This window comes from Gordonia sp. LMA484, from assembly GCF_058129505.1.
On record NZ_CM176700.1, the window covers coordinates 1648414 to 1666108 of the forward strand.

The following is a 17695-nucleotide window of genomic DNA, read 5'->3' on the forward strand; positions in this document are numbered from 1 at the left end:
CCCGGTCACGCCACGTCCGGCGCCACCCACCGGCGCGCGGGTACGGTCGTAGCCGTGGACGACCCCCGCCGACGGCCGTATTCCTGCGCGTGGTGCGGCCGGAGCATGATCGACTCGGATCTCGGTCGGCGCCGCAAGTACTGCAAGCAGTCATGTCGACAGCGCGCCTACGAACAAAGAGCGCTCACGCAGGGCACATCTATTCCCGACGACGCGGTGATCTTGACAGCCGCCGAAGCCGACGCCTTCGGAGACCGGCTCTTCGCCCTTCGGTGTGCCGCGGAGGACCTCGTGACCGCGGTCGCCGAAGCGGCGGACACCGACACCCTGCACGCGCTCGGCGATGACCTGCTGAGCCTCGCGCGGGAAGCGGAGCGACTGCGATGATGGTCCGGATCTTCGGACTGTCTGTCGTCGTCACGATCGCCGCCCTGCTCACGGCCTTCTTCTATGCCGGATGGACCGGCCTCGCCCTGTGCGCGATCCTCGGCATCCTGGAAGTGTCCCTGTCCTTTGACAACGCGGTGATCAACGCGACCGTCCTGGAACGGATGAGCCGCTTCTGGCAGCGGATGTTCCTCACCGTCGGGGTGATCATCGCCGTGTTCGGCATGCGTCTGTTGTTCCCGCTTGCCATCGTCTGGATCACCGGCGGGCTCGACCCGGTGGAGGCATTCCGCCTCGCCGTGAATCCGCCGGCCGACGGCGCGGCGTACTTCCCGGACGGAAGCCCCAGTTACGAGACCATCCTGGGGGAGGCGCACGGCCAGATCGCCGCCTTCGGCGGCATGTTCCTGCTGCTGCTCTTCCTGAACTTCGTCCTCACCGACCGCGACCTCACCTGGCTGTCCTGGATCGAGCGGCCGCTCGGCCGGCTGGGCCGCCTCGATCAGTTGTCGGTGGTCATCGCCGCGGTCCTCCTCCTTCTTGTCGCGGGGTACCTCGCTGACGACGACACCCGCGCAACCGTTCTGACGGCCGGGCTGATGGGCATGGTCACCTATCTGGTGGTCGACGGCCTCTCCTCGCTGTTCCAGCGGGGGCAGCCCGGTGCCGAATCCCCGACGAGCCGGTATACACAGGGGAGGCCTGCACCCGCCACGGTGGCGGTGGGCAAGGCCGGCTTCTTCCTCTTCTTGTACCTCGAGGTCCTCGACGCATCGTTCTCGTTCGACGGCGTGATCGGTGCCTTCGCGATCACACCGGACCCCATCCTCATCGCGCTCGGTCTGGGTTTCATCGGCGCGATGTTCGTCCGGTCCATCACCATCTACCTGGTGCGGCAGGGAACGCTCGGCGAGTACCGCTACCTCGAGCACGGTGCACACTGGGCGATCGGGGCGCTGGCCGTGATCCTCCTGGTCAGTGTCAGCATCCACGTCAACGAGCTGATCACCGGGTTGGTCGGCGTGGCCTTCATCGGTGCCGCGATGGTGAGCAGCGTCCGTGCCAATCGCCGGGAGCGGCGGAGTGCGGAGACCCACGGCGACGCGGGCGCGGTGACGAATCCGTGCGGGCCCGCCCCCCGATAGACTTGCTCCGTGACCGGCACCGACGACACGAACCGCGAGCCGACCACCGCATCCGAATCGCCCGCTGACGCAGGCACGACCCGCGCGCAGCGGGGCCCGGCCCGTCGGGCGGCCGACGCCCTGGCCCGTTCCGATGCCAGTGCAGGCGCCGTGAAGGCGGCCCGCGCGGCACGCGATCTCATCCCCAACACCCCGTCTCCCGTCACCGGACGTCGCACCTCGGACCGCGTCGCGCGGCTCATCAGCGAATCCCGCCCGGACCAACCGAGCGTGATACGCGAGTTGGGATTGGGTGCGGTCCAGGTCTGGCAGTCCCTGGTCGCCCGTCGGATCGGCCGTTCCCAGACCCCGGTAGACGCGACCATCCTGTTCACCGACCTCGTCGGATTCTCCACCTGGGCGCTCGACGTCGGTGACGATCAGGTGCTGCGGCTACTCGCCGAGGTGAATTCGGTGACCGAGTCCGTCGTCTCGGCGCGTGGCGGCAGCGTCGTCAAACATCTCGGCGATGGCGCGATGGCGGTCTTTCTGGACGGAACAGAGGCCATCGAAGCTGCCTACGAGGCGATCTGCGGGGTCAGCGCGCTCACCTTCGACGGGTATCGGCCTCAGCTACGGGCGGGACTGCACACCGGTGCGCCGCGTGCCGTCGGCGACGATTTCATCGGTGTCGACGTCAATATCGCCGCGCGTGTGGCCGCGGCGGCAGGTCCGGGCGAACTACTGGTGAGTGACGCGACATTGGCGAGCGCCGATCCCGCGCGGTACCACCGCCGGCGGCGTCGATTCAAGGCCAAGGGCGTGCCACGCGAATTGACGGTGTACGCGGTCGTCCCTCGTTACGAAAACTAACGACTTCCGCGAATCAGACAGTGTGCGTGCATTGTTGGGCCCTATGCCCGTTCTGTCGGGTGGTGGGGACCGGCACCGTCCACGGAAATCGGCGCCGTCACCGGACATTCACATCCGGTTGATTCTGGACAGTGACACTCGACACCATCCCGAGGCACAATGGCGTCGAAGATGGTCGACCGACAGGTTGAGACGCGCAACCGGATCGGTCGTCACATCAATGCCGGAGAACGACTCACAGGGGCAGGGTGGCAGTGGAGCACAAGCTGGACAACAGGCAGCGCCAGATGCTTGATTTCGAGACGAGTTGGTACCCACTCGGCGGTGGTTCCTCGCATGCCATCGCCGAGCGATTCGGCCTGTCCGACCGTGACTTCTTCCGTGAGGTGGACCGGATCATCGAAACAGATCCGCCTTCGTCGATGAGACCCGACGAGATCAGGCACATGCGCGGGGTGATCCGGCGACGGATCTGGATGGCTCGCTGACCGGGGACGACCCGAAGAAATCAGTCAAATCCTCGACCGCACGGACCTGGCGCGCTAATCTGACTACAGCAGTCCTCAGAATGGGTCACCCAATCGGGTCCCAGAATTGCGTACGCACCTGCGTACGCATGATGCGCGGAGGTTCGAAGATGACAGTCACCCAACAGGCAGAGATCGTCACCGACGAGGCCGTGATCTCTCATCCGGACGACGAGATCGAACTCATCTCGCCGGATTCGATGACGGCCGAACTCGTCGGCCGGTACACGTTCCTGCCGGTCAACGGGGCAGCGTTCGTCATGCAGGTGATGCATCCGGTGATCGGGGACATCGTGGGCGAGTACTCGGTGTTCCGCACCGATCCGATGGGACGGGCCGTGCGGTCGGTCGACTCGGTGATGCGGTGGGTCTACGGCGGTCAGGAGGCCATCGAGGAGGGCAAGCGTCTGCGGCGTATGCATCAGCCGCTCCAGATGCGCAACGCCGAGGGCCGCCACATCAGTGCACTCAACCCCGAGGCATATCAGTGGGTCATCGCCACCGCGATCCCCACTTCCTGCGCCGCCGCGCCACTGGTCATCGGGCGCGAGTTCACTCCGGACGAGACCGAAGAGATGTTCCGCGACAATCGCCGAATCGCCAAGATCGTCCAGGTGCCGATGAACGGCTACCCGGAGTCGCTCGAGGAGTTCGATCGGTACTTCGACGACATGGTGGAGAACAGGCTGGTCGCCCATCCGACGGCGCTGGAGCTGGTGGCGCAGATGAAATCGGCTCCGCGACTGGACAAATCGGTACCGCCGGCGTTCGTCCGACTCGCCAACTCGGTCGCCCGCATCGCCTCTGTCCCGGTTCAGAAACTCAACTATCTGACCACTGTCGGCGTGATGGATCCCCGTATCCGCGAGATCCTCGGCATCACCTGGACGGACGGCGAACAACGCGAGCTGGAACGGATGCACGCCGCCATCCGGGTCGCGTATCGGGTACTGCCCGAACGCCTGACCTACTTCCCGCTGGCATACCACGCCCGGCGTCATCACGATGCGATCACCGCGATGAAGAAACGTGAGGGCGCCGGCGCCGCATACTCGGTCGCACGGCGCAGCAGCGGCGCCGCGGACTGAGCGGACGGAGCCGGCCGCGGACACCTCTAGACTGGGGTTCGTGCCGTTCTCCGACGACGACCTCGAAGCGTTCTATCGGGACATCGAGTCACGCACCGCCGCCGATTCGGTGAGTCGGCGACCTCCGAAGCAACGCGCAGTCCCGGTCCGACCACCCGATCGGCCGGCGGGAGAGACTCGGTCCGACGACAGATCGTTCACCGACGATGATCTCGAGGCGTTCTATCGGGATGTCGAGTCGCGGACCGCGGCCCGGCGGCCATCTCGACGGAGGCGTCGAGGCGTGCGCTCTGCCACGCCCTCGTGCCCGACCCCGCAGAAGGTCGCGTTCGCGGCCGAAAACCTGGCTCGCGATGGCATCGCCGACGTCCGCCGGCACACCGGACCCGACGTCACGCTTCGCTGTTACCAATGCGTCTGCGGCGCATGGCATATCACGAGCAAGCCGGCGATATGACCGGACTCGAACTGCGCGGGGTGGTCGTCGAGCTGGAATCCGCGGACCCCATCGCGGCGCGCCGTGCCTACGCGCGGCTGATGGACCAACCCGTCAGCGGGGAGTCCTCGACCGACTATGTCGCGTTCGACAACGGGTCGATTCGCTGGCATCTCGGGACCGATTCGGGTCACCACGTGGCCTTCGGGGTCGACGATCTCACCGGGGCCGAGCGCCTGCTGGGCCGGCGCGGTCTCTCCGACGAGGAACAGGTGGGCGTCACCGGCTACATAGCAGCGCGCCCCGCGAGTCACGCCGACATCACCGGCATCGACCACCTGGTGTTCACGGCGCCCACCCGGGATCGAGCGCTCGCGCTGTTCGGCGCCACCCTCGGCCTGGATTTCCGGCTTGATCGCGACCTCGGCAACGGTGTCCGACAACTGTTCTTCCGCGCGGCCGATCTGGTCGTCGAGGTCGTGACCGGCGCGGACACCGAATCCGACGGGCACCGGAGCTGCACCCTGTGGGGCATCGCCTGGCGCACACCTGACGTCGACGAAGCACACCGCCGACTCACCGAGCGGGGGATGCCGACCAGCGGGGTCCGGATCGGGAAGAAACCCGGCACGAGGCTCTTCACCATCCGCGATCGGGACCTCGCCACCCGAACAGTTGTCATCGGGCCTGAGAGACTGGACGCATGACAACACCGTCCGCGGACAACGGTCGCAGGCCAGCGATCGTTCTGGTGTCCGCCGAGCACGCCGAGACCCTGATGGCGCAGTTCGAGCGCTACCGAGGCGACTACGACGTCACGTGTGCGGGCTCGGCGATCGAGGGGATCACCCTGCTGAGTCGTCTGCGTAGCGACGGACGACCGATCGCCATGATCCTCACCGAATCCGAGTTGCCCGACATGAACCTGCTGGAGGCATTGAGCGCCTTCCGCAGCATCATCCCGACGGCGCGGCGCATCGTAGGAATCCATTGGAGTAGGTTCACCGACCACAGTGAAACCCTGCGACCGGCGCTGCAGAAGGGGAAGTTCGACACCTTCCTGTTGATTCCGCGCGGTCCCCGCGACGAGGAATTCCACTACGCCGTCACCGAACTCCTGTCCGACTGGGGTGCCACGGTCGCGGCACCCGAGGTCGAGGTGCTTCGGATCATCAGCACCGAGTTGACCCCGCTCACGATGGCGATCCGGGACTTCCTGGATCGGATGGGGATGCCGTACCGCACCTTCGCACCCGACAGCCCCGAGGGCCGCGCAGCCGCCGAACAGTACGCCGCCGACGGCAACGGCAATCCCGCCGACAGCACCCCGAACCATCCTCTCGTCCAGTCCCTCCGCGGTCCGGGCACGCAGGTGATCGCACCCGAATCGGTGCGCGACGTCGCGGTCATGATCTACGGCCGCCCATCAGACGTCGAGGTGGAAACGGTCGTCGACCTCGCCGTGGTCGGTGCCGGACCCGCCGGACTCGCCGCCGCCGTGTACGCCGCATCCGAGGGTCTCAGCACCGTGGTCATCGAGTCCGAGGCGATCGGCGGACAGGCCGGCACCAGCTCGATGATCCGCAACTATCTGGGTTTCCCGCGCGGCATCTCCGGGATGCGCCTGGCCCAGCGGGCACGCACCCAGGCGATACGGTTCGGGGCGCGGATCTTCACCGGCTGGCCGGTCGAACGTCTGCTCATCGAGGATTCGCTGGCACCCTATCGGCTGGTGACCGCCGGCGGCGAGGTCTGTTCCCGCTCGGTGTTGATCAGCACCGGCGTCGCCTACCGCCGTCTCGGGGTCGCCGCCCTCGAGGAACTCGTCGGCGTCGGAGTCCACTACGGCGCCGCGATGAGCGCCGCCCGCGAGATGGACAGTCAGGATGTGTTCGTGGTGGGCGGCGGCAACTCGGCCGGCCAGGCAGCCATCCACCTGGCCCGCTATGCGCGCTCGGTGACCATCGTCATCCGGCGTGCCGACCTCTCGGCGACCATGTCGCAGTACCTGATCGGTGAGATCTCGTTCAATCCACGGATCACCGTGCGCGGATCGTCGGAGGTCGTCGATGGTGGCGGCAATGGCCGTCTCGAATGGATCACGTTGCGCGACAGGACTACCGGACGCGATGAGCGATGCTCGGCAGGCGGTCTGTTCCTGCTCCTCGGCGCATCACCGCACTGTGACTGGTTGCCCGACGGGGTCGAACTCGACAGCGATGGCTTCGTGCTCACCGGCCGCGATGTGCCCAAGCACCGCTGGCCCGGCGACGTCCCGCCCGCCAATCTCGCGACCAGTGAACCCGGCCTGTTCGCGGCCGGCGACATCCGGGCCGGGTCGATGAAGCGTGTCGCCTCCGCGAGCGGGGAAGGGGCCAGTGTGGTGCCGCTCGTGCATTCCTGGCTGGAATCGTTGCGTGAGGCCAGTACCTCGTGACAGTAGGCCGGATGCGCGTGCACCTGCAGTTGGCCGAGCGTCCCGATCAAGCGGGGGTAGCGGCGCGCGATGCGGCGGCACTCGGTGCCGACGGTGTGTTCACCTTCGAGGGTCGCCACGACGTGTTCTTCCCATTGCTGATCGCCGCAGCGCAGACCGATCTGGATCTGATGACGAACGTCGCCATCGCCGGTCCGCGTAGCCCGATGCACCTGGCTCATTCGGCCTACGACCTCCAGGCCTATAGCGGCGGCCGATTCCGCTTGGGGCTGGGTTCGCAGATCCGGCCGCACATCGAGAAACGCTACGGTTCGACCTGGGGTCGTCCGGCCGCGCGCATGGCCGAGACGGTGTTGGCTGTCGCAGCGATCTTTGATGCCTGGGAAGGCAAGTCGCCGTTGAACTTTCGAGGAGAATTCACCACGCACACATTGATGACACCGAACTTCGACCCGGGTCCCAATCCATACGGGCCGCCGCCGGTGTTCCTCGGAGCCCTGGGACCCGTCATGAGCCGGACGGCGGCGCAGGTCGCCGACGGTCTGCTCGTGATGCCCTTCAACAGTTCGCGCCACCTGGCCGATCGCACCCTCCCGGCTGTCGAGGAGGGGCTGCGCCGCAGCGGCCGGACGCCCGAAGATTTCTCGGTCGTCGCGCAGGCCATGGTCGCCATGGGTCGCGACGAGCAGCAGATACGCGCTGCGATCGACGGGGTCGCGATGCTGATCGCGTTCTACGGTTCGACGCCGGCCTATCGGCCGGTCCTCGATGTCGAGGGATGGGGCGACCTCCAGCCACGACTGAACAGCCTGTCGAAAGTCGGCGCCTTCGCTGAGATGCGACGACTGATCACCGACGAGATGGTCGCCACCATCGGCGTCGTCGGGACACCCGAGGAATGTGCCGAACAGCTTCGTCTGCGATTCGGCGCGATGTCGTCGGAGGTGTGTTGCTACTTCCCGCATTACGGGCCGGACCGCGATGACATCGCCGACCTCGTCGCGACGCTGCACGCTCACGATTCGTCCCGTACACCCCGGTAGATGCCGCGACGCACGATCCACGGCTGCAGTACCGATTCGATCGACCACGCCGGGAACCGGAGCGGTCGGCCGTTGGGCGCGAAGACCTCCAATCCGTCGCGCTGGACGCCCAGCACCGAACCCCACCTGCGATGTCGCGGACGGTAGCTGCGCAATCTGCGCCCGGCCAGAGATGCCACGACGTTGTGTGCGACGAGACGGTCGGCGCGATTGCGAGCCGAGTTCCGGAGCGGATCCGTGGCGGCCACGTCGCCGACGGCGAAGATGTCGTCGTGCCCGACCACGTGCAGTTCGGGTGTCACACGAACGAAACCCCGATCGTCGAGGATGTCGCGGGGTAGCCACTCGGTGTTGGGTCGCACCGCTCCGATCGCCCACAGGACGGCGTCGGCGCGGACCGGCGCCTGGCCGGTGGACCAGGTGACGGGGTCGTCGGTGATCTGATCGATGCCTTGGTCGGCGGGTAGCTCGGCACGATGTCCGGGGTGCAGGCGGACTCCGAGCCGTTCGAGTCGTGCGCGAACATGCCGCCAGACCCGCGGATGATGGTGGGGGAGAGCCCGATCACCCGGGTAGTACAGGTCCACCTCCTTGGACGGCCACACCGCTGCGATGTTGCCTGCACTGCTCACCGCTGCCGCGCCGCCGCCGATCACCGCGACGGTGCTGACCCCGGCGAGCCGGGCATGAGTCGCCGCGAGGTCCGCGTCGATCTGTGCCGCCGACTGGAAGGTGGGCTGCCGCCAGAACCCGTTCCGGACTCCGGTCGAGATCACCAGCACGTCGTAGGCTTCCGACGCCACCGCACCGTCACCGAGTCGTACGTGAACCTGGCGCGACGCAGGGTCGAGTCCGACGAGGGTCCCGTGGACGGTACGTACCCGGTCGAGCCCGCGGAACCTGCCGAAGGTACGCCAGTAGTCCCGTCGCCACATGTCGGGTCGGGTGATCCGATTGCCGACTTCCTGGCCGCTCACCAGGCCCGGTTTGACCGAGACGCCGACCACATCGACCTTTCCGGCCAGATGGATCGCGGTGAGGACCCCGGTGTCACCGAGCCCGGCGATGACGATGCGTGGCCGGGCGGCACGATCAGTCACGGGCAGCGACCTTTCGCGGTGGCCGCGGCACGAATCGCGGTACGCGGTCGATGACATCCTGATAGCCGGGACGGCGCGCGAGGCTGCGTTTCTCCATCATCGGGATGCTGGCGCCCTCGAACAGCGCCAGCATCACCGCGGCGCCGGCGAACAGCCACCACGCGTCCGACGGCGCAGTGGCCACCCCGAAGAGTGCAAGGGCGAACCAGAACGAGAACTCGCCGAAGTAGTTGGGGTGCCGAGACCAGCCCCACACGCCCCGGTCCATCACGTCGCCCGGGCGGCGCCGATGCGCGAACCGTCGCAGTTGCGCATCGGCGACGGTCTCCAGTGCGACGGCGCCGAGTCCGATGACGAACGCCAGTACGACGAGCCATGCGGGTCCCTCGGCGGGTCGGGTGACCGTGATGTACACGGGCAGCATTCCGACGAACACCTGCAGCGTCGGGATGACGTGGATGGCGAAGAGATCCACCGGCACCGCCCACCGCCCGGCGTCCTCGCGCAGCTGTCCGTAGCGCCAGTCCTCATGGTGGAGACCGGGGAATGTCATGACCCAGTTGGTGGTCAGTCGGATGGCCCACACCAGCACCACGACGGCGAGCAGCCAGCACCGGACGTCGTCGATGCCGAGATCACCGCGCCACCACCAATAGCCCAGCAGCAGTGGCGGTATGACGCTCCAATAGGCGTCGTAGAAACTGGAATTGTGGTAGCCGCGACTGAACGCGAAAATCACCAGTGTCGCGAGCAGGTCGGCGATCAACGTGTCCAGCCACAGCGTGTCGGTCGACGGCCCCCAGGCCAGCCAGACCGCGGCGACCGCGATCGCCGCAACGTAGGCGATGGCGATACGTGTCAGCCCGGCGGCCCGACCATCGGTGGCGTGTTCGTCCATTCGCCGGTCAGATCAGGGTGGCGAGCTGGTCGATTTCGGCGACGCTGCCGGGGGACACCAGCATCGTGGTCACGCCGGCCGCCTCCCACCGCTTCACCTCCGCGGACACATGGTCGATGTCGCCCACGATCGCCGAATCCTCGACGACATCGTCGGGGATGATGCGGGCCGCTTCGTCCTTCCGGCCGCTGCGGAACAGTTCGGTGACCTCGTCGACGACCTCGGTGTAGCCCATACGGCGGTAGACCTCGGCGTGGAAGTTCGTGTCCTCGCTGCCCATTCCACCCATGTACAGCGCCAGGAACGGTTTGATCGCCTCGTAGGTGCCGACGCGGTCGTCGGTGATGACGATCTGGGCGGTGGCACAGATCTCGAAATCGTCGCGGCTGCGCCGGGCACCATGTCGGGCGAATCCCTCGTCGAGCCATTCGTTGTAGGTGTCGGCCAGACGCGGGGTGTAGAACAGCGGCAACCAGCCGTCGGCGATCTCCGCGGCCAATGCGATGTTCTTGGGCCCTTCGGCGCCGAGCATGACCGGGATGTCAGAGCGCAGGGGGTGGGTGATCGGCTTGAGTGGCTTGCCGAGACCAGTGGTGTCCGGCCCGGTCAGCGGCAGCGGATAGTGCGGACCTGCACTGGTCACCGGTGCCTGACGCGCCCAGACCTGACGCATGATGTCGATGTACTCGCGGGTCCGGCCCAGTGGCTTGGCGAATCGCTGTCCGTACCATCCTTCGACGACCTGGGGCCCGGACACGCCCAGGCCGACGATGTGGCGTCCGCCCGAGAGATGATCGAGGGTCAGGGCGGCCATCGCGCAGGCCGTCGGTGTGCGGGCCGAGAGCTGGAGCACGGAAGTACCGAGACGTACGCGTTCGGTCGACGAACCCCACCAGGCGAGAGGCGTGTAGGCGTCCGAGCCCCACGCCTCGGCGGTGAAGATGCTGTCGAAGCCCGCCGCTTCGGCCGCGGCCACCAACTCGGCGTGATTCGTCGCCGGCTGCGCTCCCCAATATCCCAGTTGTAGACCGAGTTTCATCTCACTCCTGTGTCGTTCCACCGCCGGCACTCCGACGGGGTTTCCTCACCGTAACGGGTCGCCCCCGAGCGTCGCGGCGACATCGTCGGCCAGGGCCAGGCACGAGGTCAGCCCGGGTGACTCGATGCCGAACAGATTGACCAGACCTTCGATCCCGTGGACCGACCGGTCCTGCAGCAGGAAGTCGGCCGCGGGTTCGCCCGGCCCGCTGAGTTTGGGCCGGATCCCCGCGAAGTCCGGCTGCAGCGCGTCGTCGGGGAGTCCGGGCCAATAACGCCGAATCTCCGTGCTGAACCGATCGGCGTGGTCGGGGTCGACGTCGTAGTCGACGGCATCGGTCCACTCGACGTCCGGTCCGAATCGCGCGCCACCGCCGAGGTCGAGGGTCAGATGCACACCGAGTCCGCCGTCGACCGGAACCGGATAGATCAGATGCCGAAACGGGGCCCTTCCGGATCGCAATGTGAAATAGCTGCCTTTCGCGAGGCGACGGGGCGGTATCCGGTCGACCGGGAACCCGTCCAGCAGGCGCACCAGATCCCACGCGCCGAGCCCGGCACAGTTGACGAGGGCGCGGCACCCGAGCCTCCCGGCCCCCGCCACCTCGAGCACCGTCACCTGACCGGGCCGGACACAGCCTGCGATCACCTCGTTGCGGAGAGCGATGATCGCGCCGGCGTCCTCGGCGTCGTGTCGCAGCGCACGCATGAGTGCATGACTGTCGACGATGCCGGTCGACGGCGAGAAGAGCGCACCCACACCGGCGACCTCGGGCTCCAGCTCACCGAGCTCGACGTCGTCCACACGGCGCAGATCGTGGACACCGTTGAGTTCAGCTCGGCGCGCGATCGCATCGAGCTCGGCGAGCTGCTGCGCCGTGGTCGCCACGATCAGCTTGCCGGTCCGCCGGTGGGGGATGCCCCGGTCGGCGCAGTAGCGGTAGAGCAGTTCACGTCCCGCGACACAGGCGGAGGCCTTGCGGCTTCCGTGCGCATAGTAGATGCCGGCGTGGATCACCTCGGAGTTGCGTGAACTCGTCTGTGTACCAACCGCATCTTCGCGTTCGAGAACCACCACCGACCGCCCGTCGAGCGCGAGATGACGTGCGACGGCGACGCCGATCACCCCCGCGCCGACGACCACCACGTCAACGGTCTCCACCACGGGATCGAGCCTAGCCGCAGCCGACCTCCCAGCGGCGTCGGCGCCGGATTCTCGGGTAGGGTCGGAACCTGCCGGACGAGAGGACTGCGACAGTGAATCGGTTCCAGCAGATGGCCGCCACGGTCAACAAGGTTGTGGCGCCCGCCCTGCGACTGCCCGGAGTGCGCACGATTGCGGGCCGTTCGCTCACTGTGTTGACGTACACCGGACGCAAGTCCGGCAAGCAGTTCGAGTTGGCGGTCGGCTACCGCCGCGACGGCGACACCGTCACCGTCGGTGTCGCGATGCCGGACAAGAAGGGGTGGTGGCGTAACTTCACCGGTGCAGGGGCCTCCATCTCGTTGACCTTGGACGGTGGAATCCGGACCGGTCATGCGGTGAGCACTCGCGGCCCGGAGGGCGCTGTGAGCGTACGGATCGCTCTGGATCCAGTGGCATGAAGGCCGCACTCGCGACCCGTGATCTCCCAGAAAGGTGACCTCGATGTCCGCCATCTCCGACCTCCTGTCCGCGCTCGGGAGTGGAGCAGTCGAGGTCGTCGACCTCACCGCACCGCTGAGTCCACAGACGCCGGTGCTCCAGCTACCACCGCCATTCGCGAACACGATCCCGCTGTCGATGGAGAAGGTCAGCGACTTCGATGACGACGGTCCCTTCTGGGGCTGGAACAACCTGCACACCGGTGAACACACCGGCACCCACCTCGACGCCCCGACGCACTGGGCCACCGGGCGGGACGGGCTCTCCGTGGATCGGATTCCGCCGTCGCGGCTGATCGGGCCGGCGGTGGTGCTCGACTTCACCGCCGAGGTCGCCGCCGACGCCGACTTCCTGCTCAGACCCGACCACTTCGAGGCACACATCGCCGAGCACGGGCCGCTACCGGAAGGTGCCTGGTTGCTCTTCAAGACGGGATGGAGCCGTTTCAACACCGACCCCGCGGCATTCCTCAATGCCGACGATGACGGTCCGCACAGCCCCGGCGTCTCGGTGGCCGGCGCCGAGTGGCTGGCCTCCTCACCGATCTCCGGATTCGGCGTGGAGACGGTGGGCATCGACGCCGGTCAGGCAGGCGGCATGGATCCGCTGTTCCCCGTCCACCACCATCTGCTCGGTGCGGACAAATACGGGTTGACGCAGCTGCAGAATCTCCAATCGTTGCCGGCCGAGGGCGCGATGCTGGTGGTCTCGCCGCTGCCGATCGTCGGCGGAACCGGCTCTCCGGCACGAGTTCTCGCCTTCGTCCCGGCCTGACCCGGAGTGTTGTGATGCCATCGGTGTCCGAGGTCGTGGGGGCAACCCTGGCTGAACTGGGCGTGGGTGCCGCGTTCGGTGTCGTCGGCAGCGGGAACTTCGTCGTGACGAACGCACTGCGGGCAGCCGGCGTGCCGTTCGTCGCGACTCGTCATGAGGGCGGTGCCGCGACCATGGCCGACGCCTACGGGCGGCTCGCGGATCGTCCGGCGGTCGTGTCGGTGCATCAGGGGTGTGGGCTCACCAATGCCGTCACCGGGATCGGCGAGGCCGCGAAGAGCCGGACTCCGATGATCGTCCTGGCCGCCGACACCGCAGGATCGGCGGTCCTGTCGAACTTCCGCATCGACCAAGATGATCTGGTGCGGAGTGTGGGCGCGATCCCCGAACGTGTGCACAGCCCCGCATCCGTGGTTGCGGATGTGGTGCGTGCCTACCGCACCGCCGTGCACGGCCGGCGGACGGTGGTGCTGAACCTGCCCCTCGACGTCCAGGCCGCCACCGTCGAGCAGGTGAGTGCGATCGCGGCCCCTGACGCGCCCGATCCCATCCGGGCATCCGCGAGATCCGTTGCCGCCCTGCACGAGATGATCATGGCGGCCGAGCGCCCGGTTTTCGTTGCGGGTCGCGGTGCGCGGGACGCGGGACCTCTGCTCGCCGATCTGGCCGATCGGGTTGGCGCGCTCGTGGCGACATCGGCCGTCGCCAACGGCTTGTTCGTCGGTGACGTGTACGACCTCGGGATCTCGGGCGGGTTCTCCAGTCCGTCGACCGCGGAGCTGATCGCCGACGCCGACCTCATCATCGGCTGGGGCTGCGCGCTCAACATGTGGACGATGCGCCAAGGGTCGCTGATCGGCCCGGACACGCGGGTCGTGCAGGTCGACGACGAACTGTCGGCGCTGGGCACCCACCGGCCGATCTCGCTGGGCGTTCATGGTGACTGCGCAGCGACGGCTCAGGATCTACTGGAGCTTTGCGGTCCCCGACGTGTCGGCTACCGCACCGACGCGGTGGCAGGTCGCCTTGCCTCCGGGCGGTGGTGGAACGATGTGCCGACATCGGATCTGTCCACGGCCGAACACATCGACCCGCGGGTTTTCAGCACCCTCCTCGACGAGATCCTGCCGGCCGAACGGATCGTCGCCGTCGATTCCGGAAACTTCATGGGCTACCCGAGCGCGTACCTGCGCGTGCCCGACCAGCACGGCTTCATGTTCACGCAGGCGTTCCAGTCGATCGGTCTCGGCCTGGCCAGCGGTATCGGAGCCATGCTCACCCAACCGCATCGGCTGGCCGTGGTGGCCGCGGGCGACGGCGGGTTCCTGATGAGCGTCGCCGAACTCGAGACAGCCGTCCGCCTGGGACGTCCCATGATGGTCGCGGTCTACGACGATGCCGCCTACGGCGCCGAGGTCCACCATTTCGGCAGGGACGCCGATCTCGGCGCGGTGACGTTTCCGGACACCGACATCGCCGCACTGGCCCGCGGGTTCGGCGCCTACGCGGTGACCGTCCGCAACCGCGACGACATGAAAGCGGTTGCGGCCTGGGTGGACTCGCCGGACGGGGTCATGGTCGTCGACGCGAAGATCGCCTCCGACGGGGGTTCCTGGTGGCTGGCCGAGGCCTTCCGGGGGCACTGATCCCGGTGGTGCCGGTGGGTCACGCCTGGTCCCCGTCGTTCTCCCAGACGATGCGTGCGAGTGCGTCGCGGTCGGCCACGTCCAATTTGATGCATGCGCGATAGATGTGGCCCTCGACGGTGCGAATCGACACGGTCAGCTTGTCGGCGATCTCCCGGTTGCTCAGTCCCTGCGCGACGAGCGCGGTGATCTCGCGTTCGCGCGCGGTCACCGGCAACGGCCGCGCCGCGGCGCGGATCGCGGGGGTGGTCGCGCCGTCGCATCGGTTGGACAACCGCGCGGCGCGTGCCCCGGACTCCGCGCTCTCGCGCCGACGACCGGCCCGGTCGTACAGCGGAACGGCATGGGCTGCCGCGTCCGCCGCCGACAACATGAGACCCACCTCTTCGAACTGCGCACTGACATCGTGCAGGGCCGCCGGATCAGCGTCCGCAACCGCCTCGGCATGGCGTGCGTACAGACCGGCGATCGGTCCCTGGACCAAGGGACGGACTGCGGCGAGTCGTTCGGCGACCCCCCGATCGCCGAAGCGTGCGGCGTGGTGCAATGCTTCGGCCTCGAGGGCGAATTGCCCGGATTCATGAGCGATGTCGGCTGCCCGGTGAGCCAGTTCGATGGCCGAACGCGTGCTCCCGGAGGCCGCAGCGATCCACGCACGGGCGATCACTCGTTGGGGCTCGTGCAGCGCCATGTACTGCCCGGAGTGTTCCTCGGCGTCGTCGATCACACACTGCGCCTTGGCCACGTCATCGAGTGCGGCGTAAGCCCGGACGAGGATGAGTCGAGCAGGCAATCGCCAGGGAAGCGATGAGTCGGCGTTCAACGCCGCCAATGCCTGCTCGATGTCGGTGACCGCGGCGCGGAACGCGCCGCGGTAGACGGCGACCAGCCCCGCCATGATCTTGGCGATGGCCCAGCCGACGAACTGACCCGACGAGGAGAACTCCGCGTACTCGGCAGCCCGCCGCTCCGCTTGGTCGAGGTCGCCGACCATGGTCAGCGCCAGGACATCGCCGTAACGGACCATGACCTTTATCTGGCCATCGGTCGGCTTGTGTTCAGGCCGGCATCGCGCGGCGATGGGTTCGAAATCGTACCCACGGCCGGCGACCGGCATCGCGAGTCCGGTGGTGAAGGCGGCGAACTCGATCGCCTGCCGGGGCGACTCCGGATTGGCGAGTACGTATTCGGCCAGTTCGATGCCTTCTTCGATCCGGTTTTCGTGGACGGCCATCGCCGCACCCACCGCGTCCACGGCGAGCCGTAGCGCCGGGTGCTCGACGCGATCCCGCAGCAGCTGCAGGATCTGATCGCTGCGATCCACATCGCGGGACGACCAGAACAACTGACTCATCCGGGCGATGCCCCACTGCACGAGCTCGAGCTCGCCGAGCTCATCGGGGTCGTAGTGGGCCAGCACCTCGTCGGACTCAGCCAGACGGCCCTGCCAGAGCAGTGCCCGCGACAGGAGTTCGGCGGCCGCGAGGCCCGCGCCCCGGTCGCGGGCCGCGCGCGCGAGTCGTTCGCCGAGTGGAAGATTCGTCAGAGCAACGGCATCTTTGGCTGCCGAGATCAACAGCTTGAGGTCGATCTCCTGGTCTCCGTCCACGCACAGCCGCGCGATCCGGATACGGTCGGCCGCCGAGTTGATCGGATGATCACGCAGGATCGCGACGATCCGCGCGCGCAGCGTCCGACCGGCGACCGTGCCGATCCGGCGACGGATGACGTCGCCGTACACGGGATGATTGAAACGCGCATTGACCACCGCACCGTCCCGAGTGATGCGGATCAGACCCTGGACCTCCGCAGCGTCGACGGCTTTCTCGCCGGACAACTCGACGAGGGAGTCGAGGTCGAGCGGCTCGTAGAGCGCCAGCAGTTTCAAGGCGTCGACCACCTCTTGCCCGGCGCGGTCGAGCCGGGCATCGATGAGGGCCACCAACCCGGACGGGACCGCAGTGGGCCCGCGGAGCTGCCAGACCCCGTTCACCTCCGACAGGGTCCCGGCTTCGACGGCTCCTTCGACCATGTTGCGCAGGAACAGGGGGTTGCCCCCGGATGATTCCCAGATCACGTCGGCGGACAGGCCCTCCAACGTACCGCCGAGCACCATCTCGACGAGGTTCGTGCACTGTTCCTTGCTGAACGGCTCCAACTCGATTCGCGTCAGATAGCCGTCCTTCCACAATGTGGTCACCGCATCCGGGACCGGCTCACCGCTGCGGGCCGTCGCCACGATCCGTGCCGACCGTTCGATGGCGATCTGGTGGAGCAGAGTTGCCGACAGCTGATCGAGGAGATGCGCATCATCGACACCGATGACGGTGTCGTGCTCGGCCACCAGGGCTTCGCGGGCCGAGACGAGCGCGCCGATCGGGTCACGCGAGGAGCTGGGGGACAGCTGAACCCAGGGAGCGAAGGCGCCGAGCGGGATTGCCCGCGACGACTCGGTGCACGCGGCCCAGTGGACGGCGGCGTCGAGGGATGCGGTGACCGTACGCGCCAAGGTTGTCTTGCCGACGCCGGCGGAACCGACGAGCACGACACCGCAGGCCTCGCTCGTCAGTGCCGAACGAATCGCGTCATGCTCGGTCGGCCGGCCGAGCAATTGCCAACGGCCATCCATACGTCCCGAGTATAGAGCCGGGCGCAGTCGCGGGCTGCGGGAACGCGGCG

Annotated in this window: 17 protein-coding genes; 12 read left to right on the forward strand and 5 right to left on the reverse strand. The window is 67.4% G+C overall.

Features of this window, described 5'->3' with window-relative positions; all coding sequences use genetic code 11:
• The first annotated feature begins 105 nt into the window (after positions 1 to 105).
• From AC4AMJ_RS07010 to AC4AMJ_RS07050, 9 genes are all read left to right on the forward strand, one after another.
• Positions 106 to 387, forward strand: coding sequence for a hypothetical protein (locus tag AC4AMJ_RS07010; protein WP_489895269.1), 282 nt, complete (start codon positions 106 to 108; stop codon positions 385 to 387).
• On the forward strand, positions 384 to 1532 hold the full coding sequence (locus tag AC4AMJ_RS07015; protein WP_489917609.1) for a DUF475 domain-containing protein: 1149 nt from the start codon (positions 384 to 386) through the stop codon (positions 1530 to 1532). The genes AC4AMJ_RS07010 and AC4AMJ_RS07015 overlap by 4 nt, the downstream gene beginning before the upstream one ends.
• Before the next feature lie 9 nt (positions 1533 to 1541).
• Positions 1542 to 2384, forward strand: a complete 843-nt coding sequence (locus AC4AMJ_RS07020; protein ID WP_489917610.1) for an adenylate/guanylate cyclase domain-containing protein — start codon at positions 1542 to 1544, stop codon at positions 2382 to 2384.
• A gap of 266 nt (positions 2385 to 2650) precedes the next feature.
• A complete protein-coding gene (locus AC4AMJ_RS07025) occupies positions 2651 to 2872 on the forward strand; it encodes a DUF3263 domain-containing protein (protein ID WP_489900882.1) in 222 nt (73 codons plus the stop codon).
• Positions 2873 to 3021: 149 nt separating this feature from the next.
• Positions 3022 to 3999: an oxygenase MpaB family protein gene (locus AC4AMJ_RS07030; RefSeq protein WP_489917611.1), complete on the forward strand. Its 978-nt coding sequence runs from the start codon at positions 3022 to 3024 to the stop codon at positions 3997 to 3999.
• 40 nt (positions 4000 to 4039) lie between these two features.
• Complete coding sequence (locus AC4AMJ_RS07035; RefSeq protein ID WP_489917612.1) at positions 4040 to 4456, forward strand: hypothetical protein; 417 nt, start codon at positions 4040 to 4042, stop codon at positions 4454 to 4456.
• Positions 4453 to 5142 carry a VOC family protein gene (locus AC4AMJ_RS07040; protein ID WP_489917613.1) on the forward strand — a complete coding sequence of 230 codons (690 nt, stop codon included), beginning with the start codon at positions 4453 to 4455 and terminating at the stop codon, positions 5140 to 5142. Before AC4AMJ_RS07035 ends, AC4AMJ_RS07040 begins: the two co-directional genes overlap by 4 nt.
• Positions 5139 to 6872, forward strand: a complete 1734-nt coding sequence (locus tag AC4AMJ_RS07045; RefSeq protein WP_489917614.1) for an NAD(P)/FAD-dependent oxidoreductase — start codon at positions 5139 to 5141, stop codon at positions 6870 to 6872. The genes AC4AMJ_RS07040 and AC4AMJ_RS07045 overlap by 4 nt, the downstream gene beginning before the upstream one ends.
• A gap of 11 nt (positions 6873 to 6883) precedes the next feature.
• A complete protein-coding gene (locus tag AC4AMJ_RS07050; RefSeq protein ID WP_489917615.1) occupies positions 6884 to 7915 on the forward strand; it encodes a TIGR03617 family F420-dependent LLM class oxidoreductase in 1032 nt (343 codons plus the stop codon).
• On the opposite strand, the gene AC4AMJ_RS07055 is transcribed toward AC4AMJ_RS07050, so the two are convergent.
• Genes AC4AMJ_RS07055 through AC4AMJ_RS07070 form a run of 4 tightly spaced genes read right to left on the reverse strand, consistent with a single transcriptional unit; the run spans position 7888 to position 12116 of the window.
• Complete coding sequence (locus AC4AMJ_RS07055) at positions 7888 to 9015, reverse strand: NAD(P)/FAD-dependent oxidoreductase (RefSeq protein WP_489917616.1); 1128 nt, start codon at positions 9013 to 9015, stop codon at positions 7888 to 7890. The genes AC4AMJ_RS07050 and AC4AMJ_RS07055 overlap by 28 nt on opposite strands.
• Positions 9008 to 9913: a DUF1295 domain-containing protein gene (locus AC4AMJ_RS07060; RefSeq protein WP_489917617.1), complete on the reverse strand. Its 906-nt coding sequence runs from the start codon at positions 9911 to 9913 to the stop codon at positions 9008 to 9010. The genes AC4AMJ_RS07055 and AC4AMJ_RS07060 overlap by 8 nt, the downstream gene beginning before the upstream one ends.
• 7 nt (positions 9914 to 9920) lie before the next feature.
• Positions 9921 to 10952: an LLM class F420-dependent oxidoreductase gene (locus AC4AMJ_RS07065; RefSeq protein WP_489917618.1), complete on the reverse strand. Its 1032-nt coding sequence runs from the start codon at positions 10950 to 10952 to the stop codon at positions 9921 to 9923.
• A 45-nt stretch (positions 10953 to 10997) separates the two neighbouring features.
• A complete protein-coding gene (locus AC4AMJ_RS07070; RefSeq protein WP_489917619.1) occupies positions 10998 to 12116 on the reverse strand; it encodes an NAD(P)/FAD-dependent oxidoreductase in 1119 nt (372 codons plus the stop codon).
• A gap of 92 nt (positions 12117 to 12208) precedes the next feature.
• On the opposite strand from AC4AMJ_RS07070, the gene AC4AMJ_RS07075 reads away from it, so the two are divergent.
• The 3 genes from AC4AMJ_RS07075 to AC4AMJ_RS07085 are packed head-to-tail and all read left to right on the forward strand — an operon-like array spanning position 12209 to position 15016.
• Complete coding sequence (locus tag AC4AMJ_RS07075) at positions 12209 to 12556, forward strand: nitroreductase/quinone reductase family protein (RefSeq protein ID WP_489917620.1); 348 nt, start codon at positions 12209 to 12211, stop codon at positions 12554 to 12556.
• A gap of 43 nt (positions 12557 to 12599) precedes the next feature.
• Entirely contained in the window at positions 12600 to 13370 is a 771-nt protein-coding gene (locus AC4AMJ_RS07080) for a cyclase family protein (protein WP_489917621.1), read from the forward strand.
• Positions 13371 to 13384: 14 nt separating this feature from the next.
• Positions 13385 to 15016, forward strand: a complete 1632-nt coding sequence (locus AC4AMJ_RS07085) for a thiamine pyrophosphate-binding protein (protein WP_489917622.1) — start codon at positions 13385 to 13387, stop codon at positions 15014 to 15016.
• Positions 15017 to 15035: 19 nt separating this feature from the next.
• Here AC4AMJ_RS07085 and AC4AMJ_RS07090 read toward each other — a convergent pair whose 3' ends face one another.
• Positions 15036 to 17645 carry a LuxR C-terminal-related transcriptional regulator gene (locus tag AC4AMJ_RS07090; RefSeq protein ID WP_489918391.1) on the reverse strand — a complete coding sequence of 870 codons (2610 nt, stop codon included), beginning with the start codon at positions 17643 to 17645 and terminating at the stop codon, positions 15036 to 15038.
• Between the last annotated feature and the right edge of the window lie 50 nt (positions 17646 to 17695).

Excerpts from the sequence above, each read along its gene's own strand:
- AC4AMJ_RS07050 (WP_489917615.1), top strand. The coding sequence starts at position 6,884 with ATGCGCGTGCACCTGCAGTTGGCCGAGCGTCCCGATCAAGCGGGGGTA.
- AC4AMJ_RS07080 (WP_489917621.1), top strand. The coding sequence starts at position 12,600 with ATGTCCGCCATCTCCGACCTCCTGTCCGCGCTCGGGAGTGGAGCAGTC.
- AC4AMJ_RS07015 (WP_489917609.1), top strand. The coding sequence starts at position 384 with ATGATGGTCCGGATCTTCGGACTGTCTGTCGTCGTCACGATCGCCGCC.
- AC4AMJ_RS07060 (WP_489917617.1), bottom strand. The coding sequence starts at position 9,913 with ATGGACGAACACGCCACCGATGGTCGGGCCGCCGGGCTGACACGTATC.
- AC4AMJ_RS07085 (WP_489917622.1), top strand. The coding sequence starts at position 13,385 with ATGCCATCGGTGTCCGAGGTCGTGGGGGCAACCCTGGCTGAACTGGGC.
- AC4AMJ_RS07045 (WP_489917614.1), top strand. The coding sequence starts at position 5,139 with ATGACAACACCGTCCGCGGACAACGGTCGCAGGCCAGCGATCGTTCTG.
- AC4AMJ_RS07030 (WP_489917611.1), top strand. The coding sequence starts at position 3,022 with ATGACAGTCACCCAACAGGCAGAGATCGTCACCGACGAGGCCGTGATC.
- AC4AMJ_RS07010 (WP_489895269.1), top strand. The coding sequence starts at position 106 with ATGATCGACTCGGATCTCGGTCGGCGCCGCAAGTACTGCAAGCAGTCA.
- AC4AMJ_RS07065 (WP_489917618.1), bottom strand. The coding sequence starts at position 10,952 with ATGAAACTCGGTCTACAACTGGGATATTGGGGAGCGCAGCCGGCGACG.
- AC4AMJ_RS07040 (WP_489917613.1), top strand. The coding sequence starts at position 4,453 with ATGACCGGACTCGAACTGCGCGGGGTGGTCGTCGAGCTGGAATCCGCG.
- AC4AMJ_RS07090 (WP_489918391.1), bottom strand. The coding sequence starts at position 17,645 with ATGGATGGCCGTTGGCAATTGCTCGGCCGGCCGACCGAGCATGACGCG.